Annotated in this window: 15 protein-coding genes; 8 read left to right on the top strand and 7 right to left on the bottom strand. The window is 64.8% G+C overall.

Annotated elements, in window-relative coordinates; genetic code table 11:
* Positions 1-35: 35 nt before the first annotated feature.
* Entirely contained in the window at positions 36-668 is a 633-nt protein-coding gene (locus AC3WMR_RS23685) for an FMN-dependent NADH-azoreductase (RefSeq protein WP_492265837.1), read from the bottom strand.
* A 126-nt stretch (positions 669-794) separates the two neighbouring features.
* On the opposite strand from AC3WMR_RS23685, the gene AC3WMR_RS23690 reads away from it, so the two are divergent.
* Entirely contained in the window at positions 795-1,733 is a 939-nt protein-coding gene (locus tag AC3WMR_RS23690; protein WP_492265836.1) for a LysR family transcriptional regulator, read from the top strand.
* On the opposite strand, the gene AC3WMR_RS23695 is transcribed toward AC3WMR_RS23690, so the two are convergent.
* The 6 genes from AC3WMR_RS23695 to AC3WMR_RS23720 form a co-directional block, all read right to left on the bottom strand.
* Positions 1,727-2,656 (bottom strand): 2-hydroxyacid dehydrogenase, encoded by a 930-nt coding sequence (locus AC3WMR_RS23695; protein WP_175219465.1) that lies wholly within the window; start codon positions 2,654-2,656, stop codon positions 1,727-1,729. The genes AC3WMR_RS23690 and AC3WMR_RS23695 overlap by 7 nt on opposite strands.
* 113 nt (positions 2,657-2,769) lie before the next feature.
* Entirely contained in the window at positions 2,770-4,293 is a 1,524-nt protein-coding gene (locus AC3WMR_RS23700) for a tripartite tricarboxylate transporter permease (protein WP_025137468.1), read from the bottom strand.
* A gap of 6 nt (positions 4,294-4,299) precedes the next feature.
* Entirely contained in the window at positions 4,300-4,779 is a 480-nt protein-coding gene (locus AC3WMR_RS23705; protein WP_175195624.1) for a tripartite tricarboxylate transporter TctB family protein, read from the bottom strand.
* Positions 4,780-4,995: 216 nt separating this feature from the next.
* Positions 4,996-6,528 carry a sensor histidine kinase gene (locus AC3WMR_RS23710; RefSeq protein ID WP_492265835.1) on the bottom strand — a complete coding sequence of 511 codons (1,533 nt, stop codon included), beginning with the start codon at positions 6,526-6,528 and terminating at the stop codon, positions 4,996-4,998.
* Between the two features lie 10 nt (positions 6,529-6,538).
* Positions 6,539-7,225: a response regulator gene (locus AC3WMR_RS23715; protein WP_492265834.1), complete on the bottom strand. Its 687-nt coding sequence runs from the start codon at positions 7,223-7,225 to the stop codon at positions 6,539-6,541.
* Complete coding sequence (locus AC3WMR_RS23720; RefSeq protein WP_006217428.1) at positions 7,206-7,778, bottom strand: RNA pyrophosphohydrolase; 573 nt, start codon at positions 7,776-7,778, stop codon at positions 7,206-7,208. The genes AC3WMR_RS23715 and AC3WMR_RS23720 overlap by 20 nt, the downstream gene beginning before the upstream one ends.
* A gap of 65 nt (positions 7,779-7,843) precedes the next feature.
* Here AC3WMR_RS23720 and AC3WMR_RS23725 point away from each other — a divergent pair, with 65 nt between their 5' ends.
* The 7 genes from AC3WMR_RS23725 to pal are packed head-to-tail and all read left to right on the top strand — an operon-like array spanning position 7,844 to position 14,222.
* The gene (locus tag AC3WMR_RS23725) at positions 7,844-9,574 is read left to right on the top strand and encodes a proline--tRNA ligase (RefSeq protein ID WP_492265833.1); all 1,731 of its coding nucleotides are present in this window, start codon (positions 7,844-7,846) and stop codon (positions 9,572-9,574) included.
* 57 nt (positions 9,575-9,631) lie between these two features.
* A complete protein-coding gene (gene ybgC, locus AC3WMR_RS23730) occupies positions 9,632-10,054 on the top strand; it encodes a tol-pal system-associated acyl-CoA thioesterase (protein WP_025137473.1) in 423 nt (140 codons plus the stop codon).
* A gap of 2 nt (positions 10,055-10,056) precedes the next feature.
* Positions 10,057-10,737, top strand: a complete 681-nt coding sequence (gene tolQ, locus AC3WMR_RS23735; RefSeq protein ID WP_025137474.1) for a protein TolQ — start codon at positions 10,057-10,059, stop codon at positions 10,735-10,737.
* Complete coding sequence (locus AC3WMR_RS23740) at positions 10,737-11,195, top strand: ExbD/TolR family protein (RefSeq protein WP_006392914.1); 459 nt, start codon at positions 10,737-10,739, stop codon at positions 11,193-11,195. Before tolQ ends, AC3WMR_RS23740 begins: the two co-directional genes overlap by 1 nt.
* Positions 11,196-11,234: 39 nt before the next feature.
* Positions 11,235-12,350: a cell envelope integrity protein TolA gene (tolA, locus tag AC3WMR_RS23745; RefSeq protein WP_025137476.1), complete on the top strand. Its 1,116-nt coding sequence runs from the start codon at positions 11,235-11,237 to the stop codon at positions 12,348-12,350.
* A 20-nt stretch (positions 12,351-12,370) separates the two neighbouring features.
* Positions 12,371-13,693, top strand: a complete 1,323-nt coding sequence (gene tolB, locus AC3WMR_RS23750) for a Tol-Pal system beta propeller repeat protein TolB (RefSeq protein ID WP_492265832.1) — start codon at positions 12,371-12,373, stop codon at positions 13,691-13,693.
* A 31-nt stretch (positions 13,694-13,724) separates the two neighbouring features.
* Complete coding sequence (gene pal, locus AC3WMR_RS23755) at positions 13,725-14,222, top strand: peptidoglycan-associated lipoprotein Pal (protein ID WP_025137478.1); 498 nt, start codon at positions 13,725-13,727, stop codon at positions 14,220-14,222.
* The last annotated feature ends 52 nt before the right edge of the window (positions 14,223-14,274 follow it).

Below are 14,274 nucleotides of genomic sequence, written 5' to 3' on the forward strand. Positions count from 1 at the left end.
AAAAAAATGCGGACCCAGGGGTCCGCATTTTTCATTCAGGCCGCCTGCTGCGCGGCCGAGGCCGGCACTTGCAGCAGCGCATCGATGCGCTCGCGGGCCAGCGCCACGCCTTCCAGCGCAGCGGTCTCGCCCATCGCCATGCCTTCGGCGGCGATGAAGGTGACATCGGTCATACCCAGGAAGGCCAGCATCTGCCGCAGGTAAGGCGTCATCGTGTCCGACGGGGTGCCTTCGGCCTTGCCGCCACGCGCGGTCAACACGAACACCTGCTTACCCTTGACCAAGCCCTCGGGCACGCCTTCCGGCGTATAACGGAACGTGACGCCGGCACGGGCCACGTAGTCCAGGTAGGTCTTGAACTGCGCGGGCAGGTTGAAGTTGTAGACCGGCACGGCGAACACGATGCGGTCGGCTTCCTTCAGTTCGGCCACCAGCGTATCGCTGAGTTCGACGATGCGCCGTTGTTCGAGCGTACGTGCATCGGCCGGGGTAAACAATGCGCCAGCGGTGGCGCCATCGAAGTACGGCAGCGGCGCGGCGCCGATATTGCGGGTGGTGATCACCGCCGCCGGCTCGGCCTGCTTGACGCGGGCAACGAGGTGGTCGGCCAATTGCTTGCTGTGCGAGCGGTCGCCGAGAATCGAGGAAAGGATTACCAGGGTCTTCATGACTTAATCTCCAGTGGGGACCGCGCGATTGGGGCAGGTCCTGAATGCATGGCCTCACTGTAGATCGCTTAATTGATCACATAAACCCCTGTATGATGAACTACTCGTTCCACACATAGAACAATCATGCAAGATCTGAACGACCTCTACTACTTCTCCCAAGTCGTCGAGCAGGGCGGCTTCAGCGCGGCGGCCCGGGCGTTGGATATCCCCAAATCACGCTTGTCACGCCGCATCTCGCACCTGGAAGAAAGCCTGGGCGTGCGGCTGCTGCAACGCACGACCCGCCGGCTTCGGCTGACAGCTGCGGGCGAACGCTACCTGCACTACTGCCGCGAAATGGCGGCCTCGGCCCGGGCGGCAGACGACGCCATGCGCCAGCTGCAGTCCGAACCGTCCGGCCCGGTGATCGTCAGCTGCCCGGTATCGATCGCGCAGGACGTGCTGGCCCCGCTGCTGCCCGAATTTCTGGACGCCTGGCCGGCGATTTCGGTGCAGTTGCTGGTGACCAACCGGCGGGTAGACCTGATCCGCGAAGGCGTGGACCTGGCGCTGCGCGTACGGACCAAGCTGGATACCGATGCCGAACTGGTGGTGCGCCACCTGGGCACGGCACGCGGCACGCTGGTGGCCAGCCCCGGCTACCTGCAACGCCACGGCACGCCCGATACGCCGCAGGACCTGGCCTCGCACACGACGCTGAGTTTCAGCGATCCGCAGAATGAGGTGCGCTGGCCACTGCGCAACGACAAGGGCGAAGAGGTGCACATCGAATTGAAGCCGCAGCTGTCGTGCAACGACTTCATCGTGCTGGTGGAGGCCGCGGTGCGCGGCCGCGGCATCGCGCTGCTGCCCTCCATTGCGACGCACGAGGAACTGCGGCGCGGCCAGCTGGTGCCGGTGCTGCCGCAATGGCAATCGCCGGAAGGCATCGTGCACTGCATTTATCCGTCGCGCCGCGGCATGATGCCCGCAGTGCGCACGTTGCTGGATTTCCTGTCGCAGCGCCTGCCCGCCACCTACCAACGGCTGGAAAAGCAAGGCACTGCGTTGCCGGCTCAGTAACCGCGCGAGCGCTCGACCACGCCCGTGATGGGCTCGCCGCGCATCAAGAGCGCCACCTTGGCCGCGATCTGCTCGATGCTTTCGTCGCGCAGGGTGCGGGCGGCGATGTGCGGCGTGACGTGCACGCGCGGATCGCGCCAGAACGGGTGGTCTTTGGGCAACGGCTCGGTGTGGAAGACATCCAGCGTGGCGCCGGCGATCTCGCCTTCTTCGAGCATCTGCACCAGGTCTTCTTCGACCAGGTGTTCGCCACGGCCGACGTTGACCAGGTGTGCATCGGGCAGCAACTGGCCCAGCGTGTCGCGATTGAGAATGCCGCGGGTGTCGGGCGTGAGCGGCAGCACGTTGACCAGGAAACGCGTGCGGGCCAGGAAGGCCGGCAAGGCATCCTGCCCGGAGAACGTTTGCACACCAGGGATATCGCGCGGCGTGCGCGACCAGCCCGCCACCGGATAGCCGAATTCGGCCAGCGTCTGCGCCACGCGGGCGCCGACTTGCCCCAGGCCCAGCACACCCACCGGCCAGTCTGCCTGGCGCGTGCCTTCACGCGTATCCCAATGCTGGCGCGCCTGAGCCTCGTCAAAGGCCTGGAAATCACGCGACACGCGCAGCAAGGCGTAGAGCGCGTATTCGGCCATCTGCACCGACATGCCGGCATCTTCTAGGCGCACGATGCGCACCTGCGGCGGAATCTCGGGCATCTTGAGCAAGGCATCCACGCCCGCGCCCAGATTGAACAAGGTGGTGATGCCGGTTTCGTGGCTGAACAGTTCTGCCGGCGGCCGCCAGACCAGGGCAACTTCGGCGCCCGACGGCGGGCCATCGGGATTCCAGACGGAAATGCGGCAGCCGGGCATGGCGGCTTCCAGGCGCGGGACCCAGACATCGGGATCGTGCAGGGGGCAGGCAAAGAGTATGTGCATGGCGGGAATCTGTGCGGGCTGGAGAAACCACAAGCATGCGGCAAGGCCGCCCGTAAATCAAACGGCCCGGCATGAAAGCCGGGCCGTGCGCACATCAGGTACCGCCAGCCGGATCAGGCCGTCTGCGTGACCTGCGGCTTGTTCTTGCCCTTGTTGCGGCGCAGGAAGGCCCACACCTGCAACAGGATCAAGAGTGCGCTGGCGCCGATGAACCAGGCGCTGATCGGGCGCTGCACGAACACCGCCAGGTCACCGCGCGACAACAGCAGCGCGCGGCGGAAGTTCTCTTCGACCATGGGGCCGAGCACGAAGCCGAGCAGGATGGGCGCAACCGAGAATTCCAGCGTCATCAGGATGGCGCCGATCACACCGAAGGCCAGCACTTCCCAGATCTGGAAGAGGCTGTTCTGCGTACTGAACACGCCCACTGCGATGAAGAACAGCGCGGACGGGAACAGGTAGCGGTACGGCACCTGCAAGAGCTTGACCCACACGCCGATCAGCGGCACGTTCAGCACCATCAGCAGCACGTTGCCAACCCAGAAGCTGGCGATCAGGCCCCAGAAGATGTCCGGATGCTCGGTGATGAGCTGCGGGCCGGGCTGGATGCCCTGGATCAGCAGCGCGCCCAGGATCAGCGCCATCACGGCGTCGCCCGGAATGCCCAGGCTCATCGTCGGGATGAAGTCGACCTGCGTCTTCGAGTGCGACGATGCTTCGGGCGAGGCCACGCCGGCGATCATGCCGGTGCCGAATTTCTCGGGCGTCTTGGAGATCTTGCGTTCCAGCGCGTAGGCCACGAAGGTCGTGATGGTGGGACCGGTGCCGGGCATGGCGCCGAACAGCGTGCCCACCGCGGTGCCGCGCACCATGGGCCAGAAGGCCGTCTTCAGTTCCTGCTTGCTGGGCCGCATGTCGCGCAGGCGCAGCTTGGCGCCGCTGCCGATGATGGTCATGCGATTGACGCTCATCAGGAAGTCGGCCACGCCGAACAGGCCCATCGAAATCGCCACCAGTTCCAGGCCATCGGACAAGTCCAGCAGGCCGAACGAGAAGCGGATGGTGCCGGTGTTGACGTCAGTGCCCACCACGCCGCACATCAGGCCGAACAGCGTCATGGCGACGCCCTTCAGGGGCGAGCCACGCGACATGGTCGCGCCGGCCAGCAGCCCCAGCAGCATGATCGAGAAGATCTCGGTCGGACCGAACTTGAACGCCACTTCGACCAGCAAGGGCGAGGCGAAGATCATGACGATGATCCCGACCGAAGCCGCGAAGAACGAACAGATCATCGTGATGCCCAGCGCGGTTCCGCCCTTGCCCTGTTTGGTCAGGGGATAACCGTCAAGGCAGGTCACCGCGTGCGGCGGATGCGAAGGCAGGTTGAGCAGGATCGCGCCAATGGCGCCGCCGTATTGCGAACCGTAGAAGATACCGGCCAGCATCAGGATGGCGGGCACCGGCTGCATCACGTAGGTCAGCGGCAGCAGGATGGAAATGGCCGACAGCGCGCCCATGCCGGGCAGCACGCCGATGAGGTTGCCCACCAGCACGCCGAAGAACGACCACATCAGGTTGTGGAACTGGAACGCGACGCCGAAGCCGTACCAGAGGTCCATCAAAGATTGAGAGATCATGGCGCTTCAACCCCAACGAAACAGCGGCAGCTGCAGTTGCAGCGCCCACCAGAAAACCACCACCGCAATCACGGACATGCCGAGCGACAGTACGAATGCCTGCTTGATCGTGTTCTTGCGATCACCCAGGGCGGAAATAAAGACGATCGCGAACGTGGCAGGTAGCAGGCCGCCCCAGTGACCCAGCACCAGGAACGCCAGGGTGCCCAGCAGGATGCAGGCGCCACCGCGGAAATCCGGCAGGCCGTGCGCGTGGCCGTCGCCCGGCGCCGGCGGGGTCGCCTCGCCCGAACGCGCGGAAATCGCGATCAGTATTCCGGTCAGCGCCAGCAGGCCGCCCAATGCCGCGGGAAAGAACCCCGGGCCCATGTGGCTGAGCGATCCGATGTGATAGTCCGTACCACCGTAAATCGCCCCCAATCCGATAAGGACCATCAGCGCGCCGCCGTAGTAGTCCTTTCTATTAATTGTTTTTTGCACTTCCATCCTCCTGAAGCAGGGCCGTGCAGCCCTTGAGGCGCCGCTCAGATCGAGCGCCACCCGGCCCTTTACGACAGACCGGCTCGCAGATTACGGAAGCAAGCTGCTAATCCGCTTTCTATGCGCTGTCGCATTCCTGAATCCAGGGGTTATCCCTGATGGAAACAGGCCGCTTCGGCAATGATGGCTAGGAGGAAAGAATGAAAGCTGGGTTGGACAAATCTACTGTTCGCCCGTGAACTCAACGTCTGCGGGACGCGGATACTGAGAGACCGTAGGGGCCAGCGGCAGCCATACGACAGACGCCAGCCCGACCCCGCCCTGCTCGTTGGGTTCGCCGTCGCGCAGTTCGATGTCGCCATCGTTGCGGCGGGCATAGGCGCGGGCAATCGCCAGCCCCAGGCCCGAGCCCGACGAGGCCACGGGCTTGTCGGTGCCGACCCGTTCGAAGCGGGCGAAGGCGCGGGCGCGCAGCAGCGGCTCGAGCCCGGGACCGTTGTCGGACACGGCGACTTCGGCGCGGTTATCGACCCGACTGACCGAAACTGTGATGCGCGCGCCCACGGGCGCGTAATGGATGGCGTTGTGCACCAGGTTGGACAGGGCCTCGTGCAGTTCGGCCTCGTTGCCGGACACGGGTGCGCCGACTTCCTGGCCCTGCTCGTTGACGGCCTGCACCCAGCCCAGGTCCTGCTGCTTTTCGTGCGCCAGTGGCAGGTACTGCAACACCACTTCGCGCGAGACCGCGTTCATGTCGAGCAACTGGCGGGGCAGCGGGTCGGCCTGGTTGGCATGCGCCAGCGAGAGCAACTGTTCGGTCAGGCGGCGGGTGCGGCCAAGCTGGTCGACGATGGCGCGCAAGCCTTCCTGGGCCCGCGCCGGGTCGCGCTCGCGCAGCGCGTACTGCGCCTGCGTCAGCATGATGGCCAACGGGGTGCGCAACTGGTGCGAGGCGTCGGCCAGGAAGTGCGATTGCTCTTCGAGCACGCGCCGATAGCGGGCGATGTGATGATTGACGGCATCGACCAGGGGCGCCACTTCGCTGGGCACGCGCGAGGCGTCCAGGGGCGTCAGGTCGTCGGGCCGGCGGTTGCGGATGTCGGCGCGCAGCCGGCGCAACGGCTTGAGCGCCCAGGACACGCCCCACCAGACCAGCAGCACGACCAGCCCCAGCATGCGGGCATCGCGCAGGATTTCCTGGCGCCGCGCGCTATTTTCGGCCTCGATGCGCTTGCCGGTGCTTTCGGCAACCAGCACCAGCACCTGACGATGGTTGCCCTGGTAATACAGATCGCGCACCACCGACACGACCCGCACGGGGTCGTTGCGGTAGACGCCGTCGTAAAACACGGGCTGGCCATTGGCGCGGGGCCAGGTGGGCGGACGCGGCAGCTCGGGCATGCCGAGAAGCGTCTTGCCCTGCTCGGTGGGCACGGGCGAATCGTCTGGCAGGGGCGGATCGATCTGTTCGATCCGGAAATACTTGCGCAGGCCCGCCCGAGATTCCAGCATGACCTGGGCGTACAGGGGCGTAGCCACCTGCAGCGAGCCGTCGGGCGCGAATTCCAGGCTGCTTTCGAGCACCCTGGCCGGTTCGACCAGCGCGCTGTCGTAGGCCTCGTTGGTGATCTCGGACAGGGTGCGGTAGTCGTTCAGGCTGTCGATGACCAGCAGCGCCACCACGCCGGGCAGCAGCAGGATGATCAGCAGGGCGCGAATGCCGACCCGCGGCAATCCAGGTATCCGGAGGCTCACGGGTGACCGATCAGGTGTCGGTGGCTTCGCTGGCGACGCTTTCCAGCATGTAGCCCAGCCCGCGCACGGTCACGATGCGTACGTCGCTGCCGGCCAATTTCTTGCGCAGGCGGTGCAGCACCACTTCGATGGCGTCGGGGTTGGCTTCGCTGTCGTGCGTGAAGACCTTGCCAAACAGCTGCGACTTGTCCACGGGGTAGCCACTGCGGGTGAGCAGGGCCGCCAGGGCGGCATGTTCGCGCGGGGTCAGGAACAGCAGCGAACCGTCGAGCGTGAAGGCGCGGCTTTCGCTGTCGTAGGACAGCGAGCCGCACTGCAGCCGCGGATGCTGGCGGCCACGGCTGCGGCGCACCAGGGCGGTCAGGCGGGCCTCGAGTTCTTCCAGGGCAAACGGCTTGGTCAGGAAGTCGTCGGCGCCCAGGTTCAGGCCCCGCACCCGGTCCTGCAGCGCGCCTTGGGCGGTGAGCAGCAGGACGGGCGTGCGGTCGTCGCGATTGCGCATTTCGCGCAGCACGACCAGGCCGTGCTTGTCCGGCAGGCGCAAGTCCATGACGATGGCGTCGTATTCGGTGCCCGCCATGAAGGCTTCCGCCGTGCGGGCATCGGCCGCGTGATCGGGCACGAACCCGCTTTGCGCAAGCGCGCGCATGAGCCAGGACGCCATGTCCCGTTCATCTTCAACCAACAATATGCGCATGACCGTCCGTTCCTTCGGGCAAGTTCTCTGCCGCCCGCTGCCCATGCACGCGCTGACGCAGGTAGCGGGTTTCGTGATGACGCCGAAAGAGGATTGCTGACAACTCGTTCAACGCCTGGGTATAGACGTCTCGCTTGAACTCGATGACGGCATCCAGGGGGACCCAATACTGGCTCCAGCGCCAGGCATCGAATTCCGGATGCTGCGTCGCGCGCAGGCACACGTCGCTGTCACGTCCCACCAGGCGCAACAAGAACCAAATCTGTTTTTGTCCTTTATAGTGGCCACGCCACTCACGCCGGACGAAGTGATCGGGCACGTTATAACGTAACCAATCGCGTGTACGCCCCAAAATACGGACATGCTCGGGCTTTAGGCCCACCTCTTCATGGAGCTCGCGATACATGGCCTGCACCGGGCTTTCGCCGTACTTGATGCCACCCTGAGGGAACTGCCAGGCATGTTCCCTGATACGCTTGCCCCAAAAGACCTCGTTTCTGCTATTGACGAGAATGATGCCGACATTGGGGCGGTAGCCTTCGCGGTCAAGCATGGGCCACCCCCACCGAATTCAATACAATTACAGTCGATTATACGTATCTGCTGCCACCTTTAAACATGCGCGCATCCAACTACCACATCAACACCCTCAAAGAAGCCCCTTCCGAAGCCGAAGTCGCCAGCCACCAGCTGATGACCCGGGCCGGGATGATCCGCAAGCTCGCGGGCGGCATCTACACCTACATGCCCCTGGGCCTGAAGATCATCCGCAAGGTCGAGGCCATCGTCCGGGAGGAAATGAACGCCTCCGGCGCGATCGAGCTGCTGATGCCGGTGGTCCAGCCGGCCGAGCTCTGGATGGAATCGGGCCGCTGGGAGCAGTACGGCGCCGAACTGCTGCGCATCAAGGACCGGCACCAGCGCGATTTCGTGCTGCAGCCCACCTCGGAAGAGGTGATCACCGACATCGCCCGCAATGAAATCCACAGCTACCGCCAGCTGCCGCTGAATTTCTATCACATCCAGACCAAGTTCCGGGACGAGCGCCGCCCGCGCTTCGGCCTGATGCGCGGCCGCGAATTCACCATGAAGGACGCCTACTCCTTCGACCGCGACGAAGCCGGCGCCCAGCGCAGCTACGACAACATGTACGCCGCCTACATGCGCATTTTCGGCCGACTGGGGCTGGAATTCCGCGCCGTGGCCGCCGATACGGGCTCGATCGGGGGCACCCGCAGCCATGAATTCCAGGTCATCGCCGACACCGGCGAAGACCTGCTGGTCTACAACGCCGAGACGGACTACGCCGCCAACATCGAGCTGGCCGAGGCGGTCAGCCTGTACCCGACGCGCGGCGCCGCCGCCCAGGCGATGGCCGACGTGGCCACCCCGGGTGCAGCCAAGTGCGAAGACGTGGCCCGCCTGCTGGGCATCCCGCTCGAAAAGACGGTGAAATCCATCGTCCTGGCCACCGACGGCGAAAAGGGCAAGGTCGACGTCTGGCTGCTGCTTCTGCGCGGCGACCACGAACTCAATGAAATCAAGGCCGGCAAGCTGCCGGGCCTGGCCGGCTTCCGTTTCGCCACGGAAACCGAGATCGTCGAGCACTTCGGCTGCAAGCCGGGCTATCTGGGCCCGGTCCGCACCGCCCGCCCGGTGCACGTCATTGCCGACCGCACCGTGGCCAATATGGCCGATTTCGTCTGCGGCGCGAACCGCGAAGACTTCCACATCCAGGGCGTAAATTGGGGACGCGACCTGCCCGAGCCCGAGCTCGTGGCCGACCTGCGCAATGTGGTTGCGGGCGACCCGTCGCCGGACGGCAAGGGCACGCTGTCCATCCAGCGCGGCATCGAAGTCGGCCACGTGTTCTACCTGGGCAAGAAGTACTCCGAAGCCCTCAAGGCCACCTTCCTGGACGAAACCGGCAAGCCGGCCACCCTGGAAATGGGTTGCTACGGCATCGGCGTGACCCGCATCGTCGGCGCCGCCATCGAGCAGAACCATGACGCCCGCGGCATCATCTGGCCCCGTGCCATTGCGCCGTTCGAAGTGGTGATCTGCCCGGTGGGTTGGGGCAAAAGCGAAACCGTGCGTAACACCTCCTTGAAGCTGTACGAATCGCTGCTGGCGCGCGGCGTGGACGTCATCCTGGACGACCGCGATGCCCGCCCCGGCGTGATGTTTGCCGAGTGGGAACTGATCGGTGCTCCGCTGCGCGTAACAGTTGGAGAACGCGGATTGAACGACGGTGTGGTGGAATTGCAGGCCCGTCGGGAAACCGAAGCGGCCAAGATTCCGGTAGAGTCCGCGCTTGAGGCCGTGCTGACGAAACTCGACACGCTGTAAACCCTAAAGTAACTACGGACTTTTCGCGTCCCAACCCGCATTATCGAAGCCCGCATCGTGACCGATCCGAAGTCCGCCGAATCCCGCCTGCAAGTCCGTGTCTACTACGAAGACACGGATGCGGGCGGGGTGGTTTTCTACGCTAACTATTTGAAATTCCTGGAACGCGCCCGCACCGAGTGGCTGCGCGACCTGGGCGTCAACCAATCCGACCTGGCCACCGGCGAGCAACGCCTGTTCGTTGTCCGCTCGCTGGACATGTCCTACCGCAAACCCGCCAAACTGGACGATTTGCTAACTATTCGCAGCCGGGTCACAAAATTGGGCCGCGCTTCGATACACTTCGCGCAGCGCGCAGAACGGGACGGGGAACTGCTTGCCGAAGGCAACATCCAAGTCTGCTGCGTCGATGCCGTCAACATGCGGCCGGTGGAACTACCGGCCGACGTCCGCGCCAAACTGGAATCAATTCAGGAATAACCATGCAAGCCACCAACGACATGTCGTTGCTTTCGTTGATTTCGCACGCCAGCGTGCCGGTCCAGCTGATCATGCTGATGCTGCTGGGCATCTCGATCATGTCCTGGACGTACATCTTCGCCAAGCGGCTCGCCATCAAGCGCGCCCACGCCCAGACCCGCCGCTTCGAAGACGACTTCTGGTCGGGCGGCGACCTGTCCATGCTGCAACAGGCCGTGGCCTCGCGCCGCGACGAGCAAGGCGCCCTGGCCCGCATCTTCGATGCCGGCATGACCGAATTCCTGAAGGCCCGCCGCGGCAACGCCGGCAGCGACGCCACCGCCCTGCTGGACGGCCCGCGCCGCGCCATGCGCGCGGCCTACCAGCGCGAAATGGACGCGCTGGAATCGCACCTGAACTTCCTGGCCTCGGCCGGTTCGGTATCGCCGTACATCGGCCTGCTCGGCACCGTGTGGGGCATCATGCACGCCTTCATCGGCCTGTCGAACATGCAGCAGGCCACGCTGGCCTCGGTGGCCCCCGGTATTGCCGAAGCGCTGATCGCCACCGCCATCGGCCTGTTCGCCGCCATTCCTGCCGTCGTCGCCTACAACCGCTTCACCAACGACATCGACCGCATCTCGATCCGTTTCGACAGCTTCGTCGATGAATTCCTGAACATTCTGCAACGGCAGGTGCGCTAATGCCCTCGGTAAGCTCGCGCGGCAGGTCCGGCCGCCGCATGAAGGCCGACATCAATGTGGTGCCGTACATCGACGTGATGCTGGTGCTGCTGGTCATCTTCATGGTGACCGCGCCTCTCATCACGCCGGGCCTGATCCAGCTGCCTTCGGTCGGCGCGGCATCCGACGTGCCGGTCAAGCCGCTGGAAGTCCAGATTTCGGAAGACGGCAAGATCGCGCTGCGCATGCGCGAGCCCGGCGCCACCCTGCAGGACATCGCCCGCCCCGAGCTGGTAGCGCAAGTGCGCTCGCGCATCACCGCCGAAACGCCGGTGGTGATCGCCGCCGACGGCAAGGTGCCCTACGAGACGGTCGTGAAGGTCATGGACGAACTGCGTACCAATGGCATTACCCGCCTGGGCCTGCTGGTGGACCAGTCCGCCGGCGGCAATCAGCCTGCCCCCGCGAAAAAACGCTAACGCGACGCCCTCCGCCGGCCCTGCCGGCTTGCAACGCTCATGACGCCACCCATTATTCGACACCACAGCGGCCCGCCGGCCACCCCGCCCAACAACGACAACCGGATCGCGTTGATCCTGGCGTTGCTGGTGCACGCCCTGCTGCTGGCCGTGTTGATCTTCAACCTGAACTGGCGCACCGAGACGCCGGGCCCCGTGGAAGTCCAGCTATGGGCCGACGGCGTGTCGCCGGACGCGACCCCGCCCAAGCCCCAGCCCGAACCGCCCAAGCCGCAGCCTCAACCGAAGCCGCAGCCCCAGCCCGAGCCTGAAAAAGCGCCCGAGCCCCCGCCCCCGCCGCCCAAGCCGGACCCCCAGGTCCAGCCCAAGACCGAAGAAGTGGATCCGGAAATTGCGCTGCAGGAAGCCAAGAAAAAGCGCGAACAGGAAGAGCAGGCCCGCCAGGCCGCCGAGGCCGCCAAGGAAAAGGCGCGCCTGGAAGACGAGCGCAAGCAGGCTGAACTGAAGGAAAAGAAGCGCCTGGAGCAGGAACGCCAGGCTGCCGAGAAGGCTGCCGCCGACAAGGCCGCGGCTGAGAAGGCCGCTGCCGAAAAGAAGGCCAAGGACGACGCCGCCAAGAAGGCGGCCGCCGAGAAAGCCGCCGCCGACAAGGCCGCGGCGGACAAGGCGGCAGCAGACAAGGCTGCGGCGGAAAAGGCCGCCGCTGACAAGGCCGCCGCCGAGAAGGCCGCTGCCGAGAAGAAGGCCAAGGAAGAAGCCGCCAAGAAGGCCGCCGCCGACAAGGCGCTGAAGGACGCGTTCCGCAACGACGCCCTGGGCGCAGCCGGCATCCCCGGCGGCACCGCCGACCGCAACCAGACGGGTGGCGCGGGCGGCCGCGATGCGGGCTACGGCGCCAAGGTGCGCGCTTGCGTGCAACCGGGCGTGGCCTATCCGACTCCGCCTCGCAGCGGCGCCGATAACCCGACGGCCGAATACCAAGTAAAGTTGAATACCTCAGACGGAAAGGTCACTGCGGTTACGATTACCAGATCTTCGGGTATTCCCGCCTTTGACCGCGCAATCGAAAGCGGCATCCGCCGCTGCAACCCGTTCCCGAAACCTTCTAATGGCCGCTACGAACCGAGTATCTACGGTGAGTACAGCATGTACTAATAGACAGGAGATTGCTGATTATGACTCCCGCCCCTAGCCGACGAGCCCCTCAACCCGCCCTGTGGCGACTGTACGGACTCGGACTGCTGCTGCTCGCGCTGGCCTGCCTGATGGCCATGAAGCCCGCCCAGGCGCAGCTTCGTGTCGACATCTCGGGTACCGGCGCCACCCAATACCCGGTCGCCATCGCCGATTTCGCGGTGGATGACACCCATGGCCGCGCCCTGGCTGAAGTGATCCGCGCCGACCTGACCCGCACGGGCCAGTTCCGCCTGATCAGCGCCGCCGGTTCGGGCCTGAACGTCGATTCGCCCATCGCCCACGACGACTGGCGCGGCAAGGGCGCCGACTTCATCGCCTACGGCAGCATCGTGCGCGGCAGCGATGGCCGCTACGACGTGCGCTACCGCCTGGCCGACACGGTCAAGAAGGGCCAGCTGGACGGCGTGGCGTTCTCGGGTACCGAGCAGGAACTGCGCCGCGTGGCCCACCAGATCGCCGACCGCATCTACGAAAAGATCACCGGCGTGCGCGGCGTGTTCTCGACCCGCATTGCCTACGTGCTCAAGCAAGGCCCGACCTACGAACTGCAAGTGGCTGATGCCGACGGCCAGAACCCGCAGGTTGCCCTGCGTTCGCGCGAGCCGATCATTTCGCCGGCCTGGTCGCCGGATGGCGCCAAGCTGGCCTACGTGAGCTTCGAGTCGGGCAAGCCGGTGGTGTATGTGCACACCCTGGCCACCAGCGCCCGCGTGCCGGTCGCCAACTTCAAGGGCAATAACAGCGCCCCCGGCTGGTCGCCCGATGGCACCCAGCTGGCCGTGGCTCTGACGCGTGACGGTTTGTCGCAAATTTACATCGTTAGCGCCGCCGGCGGCTCGAATATGAAGCGAGTTACGCGTTCTCCCGGGATTGACACCGAGCCGAGCTTTACGCCAGACGGCCGTTCCATTATCTTTACCAGTGACCGCAGCGGCGGGCCGCAGATTTATCAAACCGGCCTGGACGGTGGCGATGCTCGCCGCCTCACGTTTAATGGTGGTTACAACATCTCACCCCGAATTTCCCCCGATGGATCGACGTTGCTGTACGTTGCCAGACGCGACGGCGCGTTCCGGATCGCATCGTTGAACCTGTCCTCCGGCTCGGAGAACTTGTTGACCGATGGTCGTGACGATCAGTCGCCAAGCTTCGCGCCGAACGGCATGCAAGTCCTTTACGCCGCCATCCAAAATGGCCGTAGCGTGCTTGCAGGCGTCTCGAGCGATGGCCGCGTACGACAAACGCTTTCGGTACTGAACGGGGAAATACGTGAACCGACTTGGGGCCCATTTACCCGATAACACGTGTGACTCTCTTTGCAAAGGAACTATCATGAAGTCGCGCATTGCCAAAAGCCTAACCATCGCCGCTCTGGCCGCCACCCTGGCAGCTTGCAGCTCCGTCCCTCTCGACGATAAAGCGGGTCAGGGCGGAGGCGCTGGCCAAGGATCGGCCTCTGGCCAGATCCTTGATCCCTTCAACCCCCAAAGCATCCTGGCGCAACAGCGCTCGGTGTACTTTGACTTCGACAGCTACACGGTGTCCGACCAGTACCGCGGTTTGGTGGAAACCCACGCCCGTTACCTGGCTTCGCACCAGCAGCAGAAAATCAAGATCGCAGGCAACACCGACGAACGCGGCGGCGCCGAGTACAACCTGGCCCTGGGCCAGCGCCGTGCCGACGCAGTGCGTCGCATGATGACCCTGTTGGGCGTCAGCGACAACCAGATCGAGACCATCAGCTTTGGTAAAGAAAAGCCGAAGGCGACTGGTACGTCGGAAGCCGACTTTGCGGAAAACCGCCGCGCCGATATCGAATATCAGCGTTAAGCTTTCCGTATAGCCAAGTGCCCCACCACGCGTCGGGACGGTCAGCCGGCCG

The sequence above is a fragment of the Achromobacter sp. FW305-C-28 genome (assembly GCF_058783235.1).

Excerpts from the sequence above, each read along its gene's own strand:
- AC3WMR_RS23685 (WP_492265837.1), bottom strand. The coding sequence starts at position 668 with ATGAAGACCCTGGTAATCCTTTCCTCGATTCTCGGCGACCGCTCGCAC.
- AC3WMR_RS23715 (WP_492265834.1), bottom strand. The coding sequence starts at position 7,225 with ATGCGCATATTGTTGGTTGAAGATGAACGGGACATGGCGTCCTGGCTC.
- tolA (WP_025137476.1), top strand. The coding sequence starts at position 11,235 with ATGACGCCACCCATTATTCGACACCACAGCGGCCCGCCGGCCACCCCG.
- AC3WMR_RS23725 (WP_492265833.1), top strand. The coding sequence starts at position 7,844 with ATGCGCGCATCCAACTACCACATCAACACCCTCAAAGAAGCCCCTTCC.
- AC3WMR_RS23700 (WP_025137468.1), bottom strand. The coding sequence starts at position 4,293 with ATGATCTCTCAATCTTTGATGGACCTCTGGTACGGCTTCGGCGTCGCG.
- AC3WMR_RS23740 (WP_006392914.1), top strand. The coding sequence starts at position 10,737 with ATGCCCTCGGTAAGCTCGCGCGGCAGGTCCGGCCGCCGCATGAAGGCC.
- tolB (WP_492265832.1), top strand. The coding sequence starts at position 12,371 with ATGACTCCCGCCCCTAGCCGACGAGCCCCTCAACCCGCCCTGTGGCGA.
- pal (WP_025137478.1), top strand. The coding sequence starts at position 13,725 with ATGAAGTCGCGCATTGCCAAAAGCCTAACCATCGCCGCTCTGGCCGCC.
- AC3WMR_RS23695 (WP_175219465.1), bottom strand. The coding sequence starts at position 2,656 with ATGCACATACTCTTTGCCTGCCCCCTGCACGATCCCGATGTCTGGGTC.
- AC3WMR_RS23690 (WP_492265836.1), top strand. The coding sequence starts at position 795 with ATGCAAGATCTGAACGACCTCTACTACTTCTCCCAAGTCGTCGAGCAG.
- tolQ (WP_025137474.1), top strand. The coding sequence starts at position 10,057 with ATGCAAGCCACCAACGACATGTCGTTGCTTTCGTTGATTTCGCACGCC.
- AC3WMR_RS23705 (WP_175195624.1), bottom strand. The coding sequence starts at position 4,779 with ATGGAAGTGCAAAAAACAATTAATAGAAAGGACTACTACGGCGGCGCG.
- AC3WMR_RS23720 (WP_006217428.1), bottom strand. The coding sequence starts at position 7,778 with ATGCTTGACCGCGAAGGCTACCGCCCCAATGTCGGCATCATTCTCGTC.